At 59.4% G+C, this 13527-nt stretch carries 23 protein-coding genes; all 23 read left to right on the top strand.

Going from position 1 to position 13527, the window contains the following annotated elements; translation table 11 throughout:
• The first annotated feature begins 11 nt into the window (after positions 1–11).
• Positions 12–2111 (top strand): elongation factor G, encoded by a 2100-nt coding sequence (fusA, locus tag ACJJVH_RS05050; protein ID WP_112803997.1) that lies wholly within the window; start codon positions 12–14, stop codon positions 2109–2111.
• A gap of 66 nt (positions 2112–2177) precedes the next feature.
• The gene (tuf, locus tag ACJJVH_RS05055; RefSeq protein ID WP_112804337.1) at positions 2178–3353 is read left to right on the top strand and encodes an elongation factor Tu; all 1176 of its coding nucleotides are present in this window, start codon (positions 2178–2180) and stop codon (positions 3351–3353) included.
• 313 nt (positions 3354–3666) lie between these two features.
• On the top strand, positions 3667–3975 hold the full coding sequence (gene rpsJ, locus ACJJVH_RS05060; protein WP_003547547.1) for a 30S ribosomal protein S10: 309 nt from the start codon (positions 3667–3669) through the stop codon (positions 3973–3975).
• A gap of 37 nt (positions 3976–4012) precedes the next feature.
• Positions 4013–4654 (top strand): 50S ribosomal protein L3, encoded by a 642-nt coding sequence (gene rplC / locus ACJJVH_RS05065; RefSeq protein WP_028753974.1) that lies wholly within the window; start codon positions 4013–4015, stop codon positions 4652–4654.
• Positions 4655–4667: 13 nt separating this feature from the next.
• Positions 4668–5288, top strand: a complete 621-nt coding sequence (rplD, locus tag ACJJVH_RS05070) for a 50S ribosomal protein L4 (protein WP_112803573.1) — start codon at positions 4668–4670, stop codon at positions 5286–5288.
• A complete protein-coding gene (locus ACJJVH_RS05075; protein WP_047634801.1) occupies positions 5285–5578 on the top strand; it encodes a 50S ribosomal protein L23 in 294 nt (97 codons plus the stop codon). The genes rplD and ACJJVH_RS05075 overlap by 4 nt, the downstream gene beginning before the upstream one ends.
• 11 nt (positions 5579–5589) lie before the next feature.
• Positions 5590–6426 carry a 50S ribosomal protein L2 gene (gene rplB / locus ACJJVH_RS05080; protein WP_112803571.1) on the top strand — a complete coding sequence of 279 codons (837 nt, stop codon included), beginning with the start codon at positions 5590–5592 and terminating at the stop codon, positions 6424–6426.
• Positions 6427–6441: 15 nt separating this feature from the next.
• Positions 6442–6720 carry a 30S ribosomal protein S19 gene (gene rpsS / locus ACJJVH_RS05085; protein WP_004118389.1) on the top strand — a complete coding sequence of 93 codons (279 nt, stop codon included), beginning with the start codon at positions 6442–6444 and terminating at the stop codon, positions 6718–6720.
• A 2-nt stretch (positions 6721–6722) separates the two neighbouring features.
• Positions 6723–7112, top strand: a complete 390-nt coding sequence (gene rplV / locus ACJJVH_RS05090; RefSeq protein ID WP_004118391.1) for a 50S ribosomal protein L22 — start codon at positions 6723–6725, stop codon at positions 7110–7112.
• Positions 7112–7837: a 30S ribosomal protein S3 gene (rpsC, locus tag ACJJVH_RS05095; protein WP_004118393.1), complete on the top strand. Its 726-nt coding sequence runs from the start codon at positions 7112–7114 to the stop codon at positions 7835–7837. The genes rplV and rpsC overlap by 1 nt, the downstream gene beginning before the upstream one ends.
• A gap of 36 nt (positions 7838–7873) precedes the next feature.
• The gene (gene rplP, locus ACJJVH_RS05100; protein ID WP_004118395.1) at positions 7874–8287 is read left to right on the top strand and encodes a 50S ribosomal protein L16; all 414 of its coding nucleotides are present in this window, start codon (positions 7874–7876) and stop codon (positions 8285–8287) included.
• A gap of 11 nt (positions 8288–8298) precedes the next feature.
• The gene (rpmC, locus tag ACJJVH_RS05105; protein ID WP_004118398.1) at positions 8299–8499 is read left to right on the top strand and encodes a 50S ribosomal protein L29; all 201 of its coding nucleotides are present in this window, start codon (positions 8299–8301) and stop codon (positions 8497–8499) included.
• A 12-nt stretch (positions 8500–8511) separates the two neighbouring features.
• A complete protein-coding gene (rpsQ, locus tag ACJJVH_RS05110; protein ID WP_068386071.1) occupies positions 8512–8751 on the top strand; it encodes a 30S ribosomal protein S17 in 240 nt (79 codons plus the stop codon).
• Between the two features lie 226 nt (positions 8752–8977).
• Positions 8978–9346, top strand: a complete 369-nt coding sequence (gene rplN, locus ACJJVH_RS05115) for a 50S ribosomal protein L14 (RefSeq protein WP_003573790.1) — start codon at positions 8978–8980, stop codon at positions 9344–9346.
• 11 nt (positions 9347–9357) lie between these two features.
• Positions 9358–9666, top strand: a complete 309-nt coding sequence (gene rplX / locus ACJJVH_RS05120) for a 50S ribosomal protein L24 (protein WP_069611900.1) — start codon at positions 9358–9360, stop codon at positions 9664–9666.
• A complete protein-coding gene (gene rplE, locus ACJJVH_RS05125) occupies positions 9659–10216 on the top strand; it encodes a 50S ribosomal protein L5 (RefSeq protein WP_112341045.1) in 558 nt (185 codons plus the stop codon). Before rplX ends, rplE begins: the two co-directional genes overlap by 8 nt.
• A gap of 33 nt (positions 10217–10249) precedes the next feature.
• Positions 10250–10555 (top strand): 30S ribosomal protein S14, encoded by a 306-nt coding sequence (gene rpsN / locus ACJJVH_RS05130; protein ID WP_112803569.1) that lies wholly within the window; start codon positions 10250–10252, stop codon positions 10553–10555.
• A 12-nt stretch (positions 10556–10567) separates the two neighbouring features.
• Positions 10568–10966, top strand: coding sequence for a 30S ribosomal protein S8 (gene rpsH, locus ACJJVH_RS05135; RefSeq protein ID WP_015339607.1), 399 nt, complete (start codon positions 10568–10570; stop codon positions 10964–10966).
• Positions 10967–11008: 42 nt separating this feature from the next.
• Positions 11009–11542 carry a 50S ribosomal protein L6 gene (gene rplF, locus ACJJVH_RS05140; RefSeq protein ID WP_092715850.1) on the top strand — a complete coding sequence of 178 codons (534 nt, stop codon included), beginning with the start codon at positions 11009–11011 and terminating at the stop codon, positions 11540–11542.
• A 12-nt stretch (positions 11543–11554) separates the two neighbouring features.
• On the top strand, positions 11555–11917 hold the full coding sequence (gene rplR / locus ACJJVH_RS05145; protein ID WP_112803567.1) for a 50S ribosomal protein L18: 363 nt from the start codon (positions 11555–11557) through the stop codon (positions 11915–11917).
• Between the two features lie 131 nt (positions 11918–12048).
• Entirely contained in the window at positions 12049–12618 is a 570-nt protein-coding gene (gene rpsE / locus ACJJVH_RS05150) for a 30S ribosomal protein S5 (RefSeq protein ID WP_004118414.1), read from the top strand.
• Between the two features lie 13 nt (positions 12619–12631).
• Positions 12632–12844, top strand: a complete 213-nt coding sequence (rpmD, locus tag ACJJVH_RS05155; protein ID WP_112803565.1) for a 50S ribosomal protein L30 — start codon at positions 12632–12634, stop codon at positions 12842–12844.
• A gap of 17 nt (positions 12845–12861) precedes the next feature.
• On the top strand, positions 12862–13332 hold the full coding sequence (gene rplO, locus ACJJVH_RS05160) for a 50S ribosomal protein L15 (protein WP_112803563.1): 471 nt from the start codon (positions 12862–12864) through the stop codon (positions 13330–13332).
• Positions 13333–13527: the final 195 nt, after the last annotated feature.

Raw genomic sequence — 13527 nt, forward strand, 5'->3', positions numbered from 1 at the left:
GGCAGTCCATTATGGCTCGCGAATATAAAATCGAAGACTACCGCAATTTCGGTATCATGGCGCATATCGACGCCGGCAAGACCACGACCACCGAGCGTATTCTTTACTACACCGGCAAGTCGCACAAGATCGGCGAAGTGCACGACGGCGCAGCCACCATGGACTGGATGGAGCAGGAGCAGGAGCGTGGCATCACGATCACCTCCGCCGCTACGACCACCTTCTGGAAGGGCCGCGACGGCAAGACCCGCCGCTTCAACATCATCGACACCCCCGGCCACGTCGACTTCACCATCGAAGTCGAGCGTTCGCTGCGCGTTCTCGACGGTGCGATCGCGCTGCTCGACGCCAATGCCGGCGTTGAGCCGCAGACGGAAACCGTATGGCGCCAGGCTGAGAAGTATCATGTTCCGCGCATGATCTTCTGCAACAAGATGGACAAGACCGGCGCCGATTTCTATCGCTCGGTCGAGATGATCAAGACCCGCCTCGGCGCCACCGCTGTCGTCATGCAGCTGCCGATCGGTGCTGAGTCCGACTTCAAGGGCGTCATCGACCTGATCGAGATGAATGCTCTCATCTGGCGCGACGAATCGCTTGGCGCCCAGTGGGACGTCGTCGAAATTCCGGAAGACATGAAGGCCAAGGCTGCGGAATACCGCGAAAAGCTGATCGAGACCGTTGTCGAGATCGACGAAGCCGCGACCGAAGCCTATCTCGAAGGCAACCTGCCCGATAACGATCAGATCCGAGCACTCGTCCGTCGCGGCACGATCGACGTGAAGTTCCATCCGATGTTCTGCGGCACCGCCTTCAAGAACAAAGGTGTTCAGCCGTTGCTCGACGCCGTTGTCGATTACCTGCCGTCGCCGCTCGACATTCCGGCGATCAAGGGCATCGATTTCAAGACCGACGCCGAAATCGAACGCCATGCCGACGACAGCGAGCCGTTGTCCATGCTGGCATTCAAGATCATGAACGACCCCTTCGTCGGTTCGCTGACCTTCGCCCGCATCTATTCCGGCAAGCTCGAAAAGGGCGCGTCTGTCATGAACACGGTCAAGGACAAGCGCGAGCGCGTCGGCCGTATGCTGCAGATGCACTCGAACTCGCGTGAAGACATCGAAGAAGCCTTCGCGGGCGACATCGTTGCTCTGGCCGGTCTCAAGGAAACCACCACCGGCGATACGCTCTGCGATCCGCTGAAGCCGGTTATCCTCGAGCGCATGGAATTCCCCGAGCCGGTCATCCAGATCGCGATCGAGCCGAAGACCAAGGGCGACCAGGAAAAGATGGGCCTCGCGCTCAACCGCCTGGCTGCAGAAGATCCGTCCTTCCGCGTGAAGACGGACCAGGAATCGGGCCAGACGATCATCGCCGGCATGGGTGAGCTTCACCTCGACATCATCGTCGACCGCATGCGTCGTGAATTCAAGGTTGAAGCTACCGTCGGCGCGCCGCAGGTTGCTTACCGCGAAACCATCACGCGTCAGACGGAAAAGGACTACACCCACAAGAAGCAGTCGGGTGGTACCGGTCAGTTCGCTCGCGTCAAGATCGTGTTCGAACCGAACCCGGACGGCGACGACTTCAAGTTCGAGTCCAAGATCGTCGGCGGTTCCGTTCCGAAGGAATACATCCCGGGCGTTCAGAAGGGCATCGAAAGCGTTCTGTCTTCGGGTCCGCTGGCTGGCTTCCCGATGCTCGGCGTCAAGGCGACGCTCATCGACGGCGCCTTCCACGACGTCGACTCGTCGGTCCTGGCCTTCGAAATCGCTTCTCGTGCCTGCTTCCGTGAAGCAGCCCGCGAAGCCGGTGCCCAGCTCCTCGAGCCGATGATGAAGGTCGAAGTCGTCACGCCGGAAGATTATGTCGGCGACGTCATCGGCGACCTGAACTCGCGTCGTGGCCAGATCCAGGGCCAGGAAAGCCGCGGTATCGCCGTTGTCATCAACGCGAACGTCCCGCTGGCCAACATGTTCAAGTACGTCGACAACCTGCGTTCGATGTCTCAGGGCCGTGCGCAGTACACGATGACCTTCGATCATTACGCGCCGGTTCCGTCGAACGTCGCACAGGAAATCCAGGCAAAGTATTCCGGTCAGAAGTGACCGGAATACCAATTGACCGATAACAAGAATTGATCCCTTCGGGGACAGGAAAACGGAGAGCCGAAAATGGCAAAGAGTAAGTTTGAGCGCAATAAGCCGCACGTTAACATCGGCACGATCGGGCACGTTGACCACGGCAAGACGTCTTTGACGGCAGCGATCACGAAGTTCTTCGGCGAGTTCAAGGCGTACGACCAGATTGACGCTGCGCCGGAAGAAAAGGCCCGCGGCATCACGATCTCGACGGCGCACGTTGAATACGAGACTCCGGCTCGTCACTATGCGCACGTCGACTGCCCCGGCCACGCTGACTATGTGAAGAACATGATCACGGGTGCGGCACAGATGGACGGCGCGATCCTGGTTTGCTCGGCAGCCGACGGCCCGATGCCGCAGACGCGCGAGCACATCCTGCTTGCCCGCCAGGTCGGCGTTCCGGCGATCGTGGTGTTCCTGAACAAGGTGGACCAGGTTGACGACGCCGAGCTTCTGGAGCTGGTCGAGCTTGAAGTTCGCGAACTTCTGTCGTCCTACGACTTCCCGGGCGACGACATTCCGGTTGTCAAGGGTTCGGCGCTTGCTGCACTTGAAGATTCGGACAAGAAGATCGGCGAAGACGCGATCCGCGAGCTGATGGCTCAGGTTGACGCCTACATCCCGACGCCCGAGCGTCCGATCGACCAGCCGTTCCTGATGCCGATCGAAGACGTGTTCTCGATCTCTGGCCGTGGTACGGTTGTGACGGGCCGCGTCGAGCGCGGTATCATCAAGGTTGGCGAAGAAGTCGAGATCGTCGGCATTCGTCCGACGTCGAAGACGACGGTTACCGGCGTTGAAATGTTCCGCAAGCTGCTCGATCAGGGCCAGGCCGGCGACAACATCGGCGCGCTGATCCGCGGTGTTAACCGTGACGGCGTCGAGCGTGGCCAGATTCTTTGCAAGCCGGGTTCTGTGAAGCCGCACAAGAAGTTCATGGCCGAAGCCTACATCCTGACGAAGGAAGAAGGCGGCCGTCATACGCCGTTCTTCACGAACTACCGTCCGCAGTTCTACTTCCGCACGACGGACGTGACTGGCATCGTGACGCTTCCGGAAGGCACGGAAATGGTTATGCCGGGCGACAACGTCACGGTTGCGGTTGAGCTGATCGTTCCGATCGCGATGGAAGAGAAGCTTCGCTTCGCTATCCGCGAAGGCGGCCGTACCGTCGGCGCAGGCATCGTCGCTTCCATCGTCGAGTAATTCGAAGGCGGCCATTCCATCCGCTTGGCCGATTCGATGACAATAATATGAAGCAAGCGGCTGTTGCCGCTTGCTTATGACATGGAAATGTTGCAAATGGCGCGCGAGCGCGATTTGCACTCTGCTTCGGATTACGAAGCAGCTGATGAAATTAACAATAAGGTGGACCGGAAGGTCTGACAGAGTGGATGGGGATGCCGTAGCCGGCGTCCCTCTCGATCTTTGAAACCGGTGGTCCGCCTTAGGAAAAAGAACAATCCGTGCCCTTTTTTTGAAAGGCACGCGAGATAACAAAACACAAGGATAACGTCGAATGAACGGCCAAAATATCCGCATTCGCCTGAAGGCGTTCGATCACCGGATTCTCGATGCTTCCACGCGCGAGATCGTGTCGACGGCGAAGCGCACCGGTGCTAGCGTCCGGGGCCCCGTTCCGCTTCCGACCCGTATCGAGAAGTTCACGGTTAACCGGTCCCCGCACATCGACAAGAAGAGCCGCGAGCAGTTCGAGATGCGCACGCACAAGCGCCTCCTCGACATCGTTGACCCGACCCCGCAGACGGTAGACGCGCTGATGAAGCTCGATCTCGCCGCCGGTGTCGATGTTGAGATCAAGCTCTGAGACCTGGTTCTCGAGCTGAGTGAGAAGGATTGAACCGATGCGTTCAGGTGTGATTGCACAGAAGGTGGGAATGACCCGCGTCTATAACGACGCCGGCGAGCATGTCCCGGTAACCGTATTGCGTTTGGATGGCTGCCAGGTCGTGGCCCAGCGCACAGTTGAAAAGAATGGCTACACCGCAGTACAGCTCGGTGCCGGCCAGGCGAAAGTCAAGAACACGACGAAGGCCCTGCGCGGTCATTTCGCCGTTGCAAGCGTTGAGCCGAAGGCCAAGCTCGTCGAATTCCGCGTCACGGACGACAACCTGCTTGAAGTCGGCACCGAGCTCAAGGCCGCTCACTTCACGGCGGGCCAGCTCGTCGACGTGACCGGCACGACGATCGGTAAGGGCTTTGCCGGCGCTATCAAGCGTCACGGCTTCGGCGGTCTGCGCGCCACGCACGGCGTTTCCGTTTCGCACCGTTCGCACGGTTCGACCGGTTCGCGCCAGGACCCCGGCAAGGTGTTCAAGAACAAGAAGATGGCTGGTCACATGGGCCAGACGCGCGTAACGACGCAGAACCTCGAAGTGGTGTCGACCGATGAAGATCGCGGTCTGATCCTCGTCAAGGGTGCGGTTCCCGGCTCCAAGGGCGCCTGGATCATCGTGCGCGACGCCGTCAAGTCGGCAGCGAAGTAAGGGAGCCAAACCAATGGAATTGAACGTCAAGACCCTTGAGGGCAAAGACGCTGGGAAGGTTTCCCTTTCTGACGCGATTTTCGGCCTCGAGCCGCGCGAGGACATTCTCGCCCGCGTCATTCGCTGGCAGCTTGCCAAGAAGCAGCAGGGCACGCATCAGGCCAAGGGCCGCGCCGACGTGGCGCGCACCGGCGCCAAGATGTACAAGCAGAAGGGTACGGGCCGCGCTCGTCACCATTCGGCTCGCGCTCCGCAGTTCCGCGGCGGTGGTAAGGCTCACGGCCCTGTCGCCCGCAGCCATGAACATGATCTGCCGAAGAAGGTTCGCGCCCTCGGCCTGCGTCATGCTCTGTCGGCCAAGTTCAAGGCTGAAGACGTGATCGTCATCGACAATCTCGTCGCAACCGAAGCCAAGACCAAGGCACTCGCTGGCGCTTTCGAAACGCTCGGCCTGACGAACGCTCTGTTCATCGGCGGCGCTGAACTCGACAGCAACTTCAAGCTCGCAGCCAAGAACATCCCGAATATCGATGTTCTGCCGGTTCAGGGCATCAACGTTTACGACATCCTGCGCCGCGGCAAGCTCGTGCTGTCCAAGGCTGCAGTTGAAGCTCTAGAGGAGCGTTTCAAGTGACGGATCTTCGCCATTATGATGTGATCGTTTCTCCTGCGATCACCGAAAAGTCCACGCTGCTTTCGGACAATAACCAGGTTGTTTTCAACGTTGCCAAGAACGCGACGAAGCCTGAAATCAAGGCTGCCGTCGAAGCGCTCTTCGGCGTCAAGGTTACGGCCGTCAACACTCTGCTGCGCCTCGGCAAGACCAAGCGGTTCAAGGGTCTCGTCGGCAAGCAGAAGGACGTGAAGAAGGCTGTTGTGACGCTCGCCGAAGGCCAGTCGATCGACGTCTCCACCGGTCTCTGAGGAATAAGAAAATGGCATTGAAAACATTCAATCCGACGACCCCGAGCCAGCGTCAGCTGGTCATCGTCGATCGCTCCTCGCTCTACAAGGGCAAGCCGGTCAAGACGCTGACGGAAGGCCTGACCTCCAAGGGTGGCCGCAACAACACCGGCCGCATCACCGTGCGTTTCCAGGGTGGCGGTCACAAGCGCAGCTACCGCCTGGTTGACTTCAAGCGTCGCAAGTTCGACGTCGAGGCAACCGTCGAGCGCATCGAATACGATCCGAACCGTACCGCTTACATCGCCCTGGTGAAGTACACGGACGGCGAACTGGCCTACATCCTCGCTCCGCAGCGTCTCGCTTCCGGCGACAAGGTCATCGCTTCGGAAAAGGCCGTGGACGTGAAGCCGGGCAACACCATGCCGCTTCAGTTCATCCCGGTCGGCTCCATCATCCACAATGTGGAAATGAAGCCGGGCAAGGGCGGTCAGATCGCTCGCTCCGCCGGTTCCTACGCCCAGCTCGTCGGTCGTGACCAGGGCATGGCGATCCTTCGCCTGAACTCCGGCGAACAGCGCCTCGTGCACGGCACCTGCCTTGCAACGATCGGTGCCGTTTCCAACCCGGATCACGGCAACATCAACGATGGCAAGGCCGGTCGTTCGCGTTGGCGTGGCAAGAAGCCGCATAACCGCGGCGTCGTCATGAACCCGGTCGACCACCCGCACGGCGGTGGTGAAGGCCGCACCTCCGGTGGTCGCCATCCGGTGACCCCGTGGGGCAAGCCGACCAAGGGCAAGCGTACGCGGTCGAACAAGTCGACCGACAAGATGATCATGCGCTCGCGCCATCAGCGCAAGAAGTAAGAGAGGAAGTCTCAAGTGGCTCGTTCAGTATGGAAAGGTCCGTTTGTTGACGGCTATCTTCTCAAGAAAGCTGAGAAGGTGCGCGAAGGCGGACGCAGCGAAGTAATCAAGATGTGGAGCCGTCGCTCCACCATCATGCCGCAGTTCGTTGGTCTCACCTTTGGTGTTTACAACGGCAGCAAGCATATTCCGGTCAGCGTCAATGAAGACATGGTCGGGCACAAGTTCGGCGAGTTCGCCCCGACCCGTACCTATTATGGTCACGGTGCGGACAAGAAGGCGAAGAGGAAGTAACAATGGGCAAGGCAAAAACCGAACGCCGGCTGAAGGACAATGAGGCGCAGGCAGTTGCGCGCACGCTCCGCGTCAGCCCGCAGAAGCTCAACCTGGTCGCGGCTTCGATCCGCGGCAAGAAGGTTGATCGCGCGCTCGCAGAGCTGGAATTCTCCCGCAAGCGCATCGCAGGCGCCGTCAAGAAGACGCTCGAATCTGCAATCGCCAACGCCGAGAACAACCATGATCTCGACGTTGACTCGCTGGTCGTGGCCGAAGCCTACGTCGGCAAGTCGATCGTCATGAAGCGTTTCCACGCTCGTGGCCGTGGCCGCGCGTCTCGCATCGAGCGTCCGTTCGCCCACCTGACGATCGTCGTTCGCGAAGTGGAAGCTCAAGGGGAGGCCGCATAATGGGTCAGAAAATCAATCCGATCGGTTTCCGTCTTGGCATCAACCGTACCTGGGATAGCCGCTGGTTTGCGGACAATGCCGAGTATGGCCAGCTCCTCCACGAAGACCTGAAGATGCGCAAGTTCGTCATGAACGAACTGAAGCAGGCCGGTATCTCCAAGGTGGTCATCGAGCGTCCGCACAAGAAGTGCCGCGTCACGATCCACTCGGCTCGTCCGGGCCTGATCATCGGCAAGAAGGGCGCCGACATCGACAAGCTCCGCAAGAAGCTGTCGGACATGACGAATTCCGAAACGCACCTCAACATCGTTGAAGTCCGTAAGCCGGAAATCGACGCGACGCTGGTTGCCCAGTCGATCGCTCAGCAGCTCGAGCGCCGTGTTGCTTTCCGTCGCGCCATGAAGCGCGCCGTTCAGTCCGCGATGCGTCTTGGCGCCGAAGGCATCAAGATCACCTGCGCCGGCCGTCTCGGCGGTGCTGAAATCGCTCGTACGGAATGGTACCGCGAAGGCCGCGTGCCGCTGCATACGCTGCGCGCCGACATCGACTACGGTACGGCTGAAGCAGAAACCGCTTTCGGCATCTGCGGCATCAAGGTCTGGATCTTCAAGGGCGAAATCCTTGAGCACGATCCGATGGCCTCCGAACGCCGCGCGCTTGAAGGCGACGCCCAGGGTCCGGCTAGCCGCGATCGCGATAGAGACCGTCGCCGCGACAACGCTTGATAGCGTACGTGGCAGATAAGTTCGGAGAATAAGAAAATGTTGCAGCCAAAGCGTACGAAGTACCGCAAGCAATTCAAGGGCCGCATCAAGGGCGTTGCCAAGGGTGGTTCTGATCTGGCGTTCGGCGAATTCGGCCTGAAGTCGCAGGAGCCCAACCGCGTCAACGCTCGCGAGATCGAAGCGGCCCGCCGCGCGATCACCCGCTACATGAAGCGTGCCGGCCGTGTATGGATCCGCGTGTTCCCGGATGTTCCGGTAACCGCAAAGCCGACCGAAGTCCGCATGGGTAAGGGCAAGGGCTCTGTCGAATACTGGGCATGCAAGGTCAAGCCCGGTCGCATGATGTTCGAGATCGATGGTGTGAGCGAAGAAATCGCTCGTGAGGCTCTGCGCCTCGGCGCCGCCAAGCTCTCGGTCAAGACGCGCTTCGTTCAGCGCATTGCAGAGTAAGGAAGAAGCTCATGAAAGCCGCAGATGTTCGCGCCCTGAGCGCCGACCAACTCAAGGACGAGCTTGCCAAGCTGAAGAAGGAGCAGTTCAACCTGCGCTTTCAGAAGGCGACCGGCCAGCTTGAAAAGTCCTCGCGCATCAACGAAGTCCGCAAGGACATCGCGCGCATAAAAACCATTGCCCGCCAGAAGGCGGCAGAAGCAAAGGCCTAAAGGAAAAATAACATGCCGAAGCGCATTCTGCAGGGCGTCGTGGTCAGCGACAAGAACGAGAAGACGGTAGTGGTCCGCGTAGAGCGTCGTTTCGCTCACCCGCTGCTTCAGAAGACCGTTCGTCGTTCCAAGAAGTACAAGGCTCACGACGAGAACAATCAGTACAAAATCGGCGACGTCGTTTCCATCGAGGAATGCGCGCCGATCTCCAAGGACAAGACCTGGACGGTGGTTTCCGCCCAGTCCAAGTAACAGAATTTCGCTCAGGCCCTTGCGCTTGGGCGAAATATCTGTATGAAGCACGAGCTTGGAAGCAGGACGCTCGAGAACGGGCGTTCTTTTGCTTTATTGATGGCCGGCAGCGGCGCCACCCGATGGTCGCAAGAGCTGGCATAATCAGACAAGAGACTAGTCCATAAGCCGGGGTAGGGGGTCGTTTGGCCCAACCATTCCGGTAACAACAAGAAGGCGACCTGACATGATTCAGATGCAAACAAACCTCGACGTGGCGGATAATTCCGGCGCACGTCGTGTCATGTGCATCAAGGTGCTGGGCGGCTCGAAGCGCAAGTATGCCTCGATCGGCGACGTGATCGTCGTTTCGATCAAGGAAGCTATCCCGCGCGGCCGTGTGAAGAAGGGTGACGTGATGAAGGCGGTTGTCGTTCGCACCGCCAAGGACATCCGTCGTCCGGATGGCAGCGTCATCCGCTTCGATACCAACGCAGCAGTCCTCATCGACAACAAGAAAGAGCCGATCGGCACCCGTATCTTCGGACCGGTTCCGCGCGAACTTCGCGCCAAGAACCACATGAAGATCATCTCGCTGGCTCCAGAAGTACTGTAAGGAGCGGAGCGATGCAGAAGATCCGTAAAGGCGACAAGGTTGTCGTATTGACCGGTAAGGACAAGGGTCGTACCGGCGAAGTCATTCAAGTGCTGCCGAAGGAAGACCGTGCGGTCGTTCGTGGCGTCAACGTCATCAAGCGCCATCAGCGCCAGACGCAGAACCAGGAAGCCGGCATCATCAGCAAGGAAGCCCCGCTTCACCTGTCCAACATTGCGATCGTCGACAAGGACGGCAAGCCGACCCGCGTCGGTTTCAAGGTTGTGGATGGCAAGAAGGTCCGTGTGGCCAAGACCTCGGGAGAAGTGATCGATGGCTGAGGCAAAGTACGAGCCGCGGCTCAAGAAGGAATACGTCGCTCGCATCCGCGCAGCCATGCAGGAGAAGTTCTCCTACGCTAACGAGATGCAGATCCCGAAGCTGGACAAGATCGTGATCAACATGGGTGTTGGCGAGGCAACGGCTGATTCGAAGAAGCCGACCGTTGCTGCTGCCGACCTGGCGGCCATCGCTGGCCAGAAGCCGGTCATCACCCGTGCGCGCAACTCCATCGCCGGCTTCAAGGTCCGCGAAAATATGCCGATCGGCGCCAAGGTGACGCTGCGCGGCGCCCGCATGTATGAGTTCCTGGATCGTCTGGTCAACATCGCGCTTCCGCGCGTTCGCGACTTCCGCGGCCTGAACCCGAAGAGCTTTGACGGTCGTGGCAATTTTGCCATGGGCATCAAGGAGCACATTGTGTTCCCTGAGATCAACTACGACAAGGTTGATCAGATGTGGGGCATGGACATCATCGTTTGCACGACGGCGACGACCGACGACGAAGCACGAGCTCTCCTGACCGAGTTCAACTTCCCGTTCCGTCAATAACCGTAACGACGAGCGTAGAAAAGGAAACCTGATATGGCGAAGACAAGCGCAGTTGAAAAGAACAAGCGCCGCCGCAATACGGTTGCCAACCAGGCCGCGAAGCGGGCTGCTCTCAAGGCAACCATCATGAACCAGTCTCTCTCGATCGAAGAGCGGTTCAAGGCCACCCTCAAGCTGGCATCGCTCCCGCGCGATGGATCCAAGACCCGTATTCGCAACCGTTGCGAAGTTTCGGGGCGTCCGCGCGCCTACTACCGCAAACTGCGCATGTCGCGTATCGCGCTGCGTGAACTCGGCAACCTCGGCAAGGTGCCGGGTGTCGTCAAGTCGAGCTGGTAAGGAGCTGATCGGATGTCTATGACTGATCCTTTGGGCGATATGCTCACCCGCATCCGCAACGGCGCTTCCCGCCGCAAGTCGTCGGTTTCGACGCCTGCGTCCAAGCTCCGTGCACGCGTTCTCGATGTGCTCCAGGCTGAAGGCTACATTCGTGGCTATTCCGTCGTCGATTTCGGCAACGGCAAGTCTGAGCTCAACATCGAACTCAAGTACTACGAAGGCGCATCGGTGATCCGCGAGATCGGCCGTGTGTCCAAGCCGGGCCGCCGGGTTTATGTCTCGGTCAAGTCCATTCCGCAGGTCGCGAACGGCCTCGGCATCACCATCCTTTCGACTCCGAAGGGCGTGATGGCCGATCACCAGGCTCGTGAACAGAATGTTGGTGGCGAGGTTCTCTGCTCGGTCTTCTAAGATCGAACAGAGATCTCCCTCGAAACAGACAGGTTTGAAAAAATGTCTCGTATCGGTAAGAAGCCCGTTCAGGTACCTGCAGGGATCACGGCCACGGTTGATGGCCAGAAAGTGACCGCCAAGGGCCCCAAGGGCGAGCTGTTTTTCGTCGCTAACGACGAAATCGGTCTCAAGCTGGAAAACAATGCAATCGTCGTGACGCCGCTCAACGACTCCAAGGATGCTCGCGCAAAGTGGGGCATGTCCCGCACGATGATCGAGAACATCTTCAAGGGTGTTAAGGACGGCTACGAGCGCAAGCTCGAAATCAACGGCGTCGGCTACCGCGCCTCCATGCAGGGCAAGAACCTGCAGCTCGCGCTCGGCTTCAGCCACGACGTGGTTTACGAGCCGCCGCAGGGTATCTCGATCGCTGTGCCGAAGCCGACGGAAATCGTCGTCACCGGCATCAACAAGCAGCAGGTCGGCCAGGTTGCCGCTGAAATCCGCGAATACCGCGGTCCCGAGCCTTACAAGGGCAAGGGTGTTAAGTATGCCGAAGAGCGGATCGTCCGCAAAGAAGGCAAGAAGAAGTAAGGATCACGCGAAATGGCTAGCAGGAAAGAAGCACTTGCGCGTCGCGCCAACCGCGTGCGCCGTCAAATCAAGGCGGTGGCCAATGGCCGTCCGCGCCTGTCGGTTCATCGCTCGTCGAAGAACATCTACGCTCAGATCATCGATGACGTGGCTGGCAAGACCCTTGCGGCTGCCTCCACTCTCGACAAGGATCTGCGCGGTTCTCTGAAGACCGGTGCCGATACCGCAGCCGCAGCCCTCGTTGGCAAGCTCGTCGCCGAGCGCGCCTCCAAGGCCGGCGTGAAGGAAGTCGTGTTCGATCGCGGCGCCTTCATCTACCACGGCCGCATCAGGGCCCTGGCAGAAGCAGCCCGTGAAGGTGGTCTGACCTTCTAATCAGATTTCCGGCTGGCCATCTCAGGATGCCGGCCGGATTTTCACCGGACCGCAGGTTTCCCGTTAAGGGAGGGCATGCGGTCTTCGTTTTGTTTGCCGATTGCACCCGGAAAAGAAAAAGGAAGAGGACAATGGCACAGGAAAAGAGGGCTCCGCGGGAAGACCGTCAGAGCCGTGAAGAACGCGATAGCGAATTCGTCGACAAGCTGGTCGCGATCAACCGCGTCGCCAAGGTTGTCAAGGGTGGCCGTCGCTTCGGCTTCGCCGCTCTCGTCGTCGTCGGCGACCAGAAGGGCCGCGTAGGCTTCGGCCATGGCAAGGCACGCGAAGTGCCGGAAGCCATCCGCAAGGCAACCGAAAGCGCCAAGCGCGACATGATCTTCGTACCGCTGCGCGACGGCCGTACGCTGCATCACGACGTTCATGGCCGTCATGGCGCGGGTAAGGTTCTCCTGCGTTCGGCCAAGGTCGGTACCGGTATCATCGCCGGCGGCCCGATGCGCGCCGTTTTCGAAACGCTCGGCGTTCACGACGTCGTTGCCAAGTCGACCGGTTCGTCGAACCCGTACAACATGGTTCGCGCCACGTTCGACGCCCTGAAGCACCAGGTTCACCCGAAGGACATCGCAGCTCAGCGCGGCATCAAGTATGCCACCCTGCAGGCTCGCCGCGCCGCTTCGGGCAACGCCTCCGAAGAATAAGGGAGTTTGACCTATGGCCAAGACGACCAAGAAGGCTGAAGCTAAGGCGACCGTTACGGTCGAGCAGATTGGCAGCCCGATCCGCCGTCCGGATGTTCAGCAGAAGACGCTGATCGGTCTCGGACTGAACAAGATGCACCGTCGCCGCACGCTGGAAGATACCCCGGCTGTTCGCGGCATGATCCGTGCTGTCCAGCATCTCGTTCGCATCGTCGACGAGAAGTGAGCCGGAGGTAATTCGCTATGAAACTGAATGAAATCAAGGATAACGAAGGCTCGACCCATAGCCGCAAGCGCGTTGGCCGCGGCATTGGCTCCGGCTCCGGCAAGACCGGCGGCCGCGGCGTAAAGGGTCAGAAGTCCCGTTCGGGCGTTGCGATCAACGGCTTCGAAGGCGGTCAGATGCCCATCTACCGTCGTCTGCCGAAGCGCGGCTTCAACAACATCTTCGCTGCCGACTACGTCACCGTGTCGCTGGCGCGCATCCAGGCTGCCGTCGATGCCGGCAAGCTGGATGCCAAGAACACCGTCGATGCAGCTGCCCTCAAGGCCGCAGGCGTGATTCGCCGCGTCAAGGACGGCGTCCGCGTTCTCTCGGACGGCGAACTGAAGGCAAAGCTTGTTCTTGAAGTTGCAGGCGCTTCCAAGCCCGCAGTCGAAAAGATCGAAAAGGCTGGCGGTTCCGTCAAGCTGCTCGCTTCTGCCGCAGAATAATATTATTAATAATCGCCCGAAGTGGCTTCACTTCGGGCGATTTTGCTCCCATATGTGAGCCTCACGAACCAGATTGATGCGCGAGTGTCTTTCCGGTCCATAAAGGGAACTAAGGGTGAGGCGCCCGATTGCTGCGCAATCCGTCCGAAGCCCGGTTTTTGAACAATTTACATACTGGTTCCGGGCTCGGCCGAT

Source organism: Rhizobium sp. SYY.PMSO (genome assembly GCF_046840415.1).
Taxonomy (GTDB): Bacteria; Pseudomonadota; Alphaproteobacteria; order Rhizobiales; family Rhizobiaceae; genus Rhizobium.

Coding starts and splice junctions, on each gene's coding strand:
- fusA (WP_112803997.1), top strand. CDS start 12: ATGGCTCGCGAATATAAAATCGAAGACTACCGCAATTTCGGTATCATG.
- tuf (WP_112804337.1), top strand. CDS start 2,178: ATGGCAAAGAGTAAGTTTGAGCGCAATAAGCCGCACGTTAACATCGGC.
- rpsJ (WP_003547547.1), top strand. CDS start 3,667: ATGAACGGCCAAAATATCCGCATTCGCCTGAAGGCGTTCGATCACCGG.
- rplC (WP_028753974.1), top strand. CDS start 4,013: ATGCGTTCAGGTGTGATTGCACAGAAGGTGGGAATGACCCGCGTCTAT.
- rplD (WP_112803573.1), top strand. CDS start 4,668: ATGGAATTGAACGTCAAGACCCTTGAGGGCAAAGACGCTGGGAAGGTT.
- rplB (WP_112803571.1), top strand. CDS start 5,590: ATGGCATTGAAAACATTCAATCCGACGACCCCGAGCCAGCGTCAGCTG.
- rplV (WP_004118391.1), top strand. CDS start 6,723: ATGGGCAAGGCAAAAACCGAACGCCGGCTGAAGGACAATGAGGCGCAG.
- rpsC (WP_004118393.1), top strand. CDS start 7,112: ATGGGTCAGAAAATCAATCCGATCGGTTTCCGTCTTGGCATCAACCGT.
- rplP (WP_004118395.1), top strand. CDS start 7,874: ATGTTGCAGCCAAAGCGTACGAAGTACCGCAAGCAATTCAAGGGCCGC.
- rpmC (WP_004118398.1), top strand. CDS start 8,299: ATGAAAGCCGCAGATGTTCGCGCCCTGAGCGCCGACCAACTCAAGGAC.
- rpsQ (WP_068386071.1), top strand. CDS start 8,512: ATGCCGAAGCGCATTCTGCAGGGCGTCGTGGTCAGCGACAAGAACGAG.
- rplN (WP_003573790.1), top strand. CDS start 8,978: ATGATTCAGATGCAAACAAACCTCGACGTGGCGGATAATTCCGGCGCA.
- rplX (WP_069611900.1), top strand. CDS start 9,358: ATGCAGAAGATCCGTAAAGGCGACAAGGTTGTCGTATTGACCGGTAAG.
- rplE (WP_112341045.1), top strand. CDS start 9,659: ATGGCTGAGGCAAAGTACGAGCCGCGGCTCAAGAAGGAATACGTCGCT.
- rpsN (WP_112803569.1), top strand. CDS start 10,250: ATGGCGAAGACAAGCGCAGTTGAAAAGAACAAGCGCCGCCGCAATACG.
- rpsH (WP_015339607.1), top strand. CDS start 10,568: ATGTCTATGACTGATCCTTTGGGCGATATGCTCACCCGCATCCGCAAC.
- rplF (WP_092715850.1), top strand. CDS start 11,009: ATGTCTCGTATCGGTAAGAAGCCCGTTCAGGTACCTGCAGGGATCACG.
- rplR (WP_112803567.1), top strand. CDS start 11,555: ATGGCTAGCAGGAAAGAAGCACTTGCGCGTCGCGCCAACCGCGTGCGC.
- rpsE (WP_004118414.1), top strand. CDS start 12,049: ATGGCACAGGAAAAGAGGGCTCCGCGGGAAGACCGTCAGAGCCGTGAA.
- rpmD (WP_112803565.1), top strand. CDS start 12,632: ATGGCCAAGACGACCAAGAAGGCTGAAGCTAAGGCGACCGTTACGGTC.
- rplO (WP_112803563.1), top strand. CDS start 12,862: ATGAAACTGAATGAAATCAAGGATAACGAAGGCTCGACCCATAGCCGC.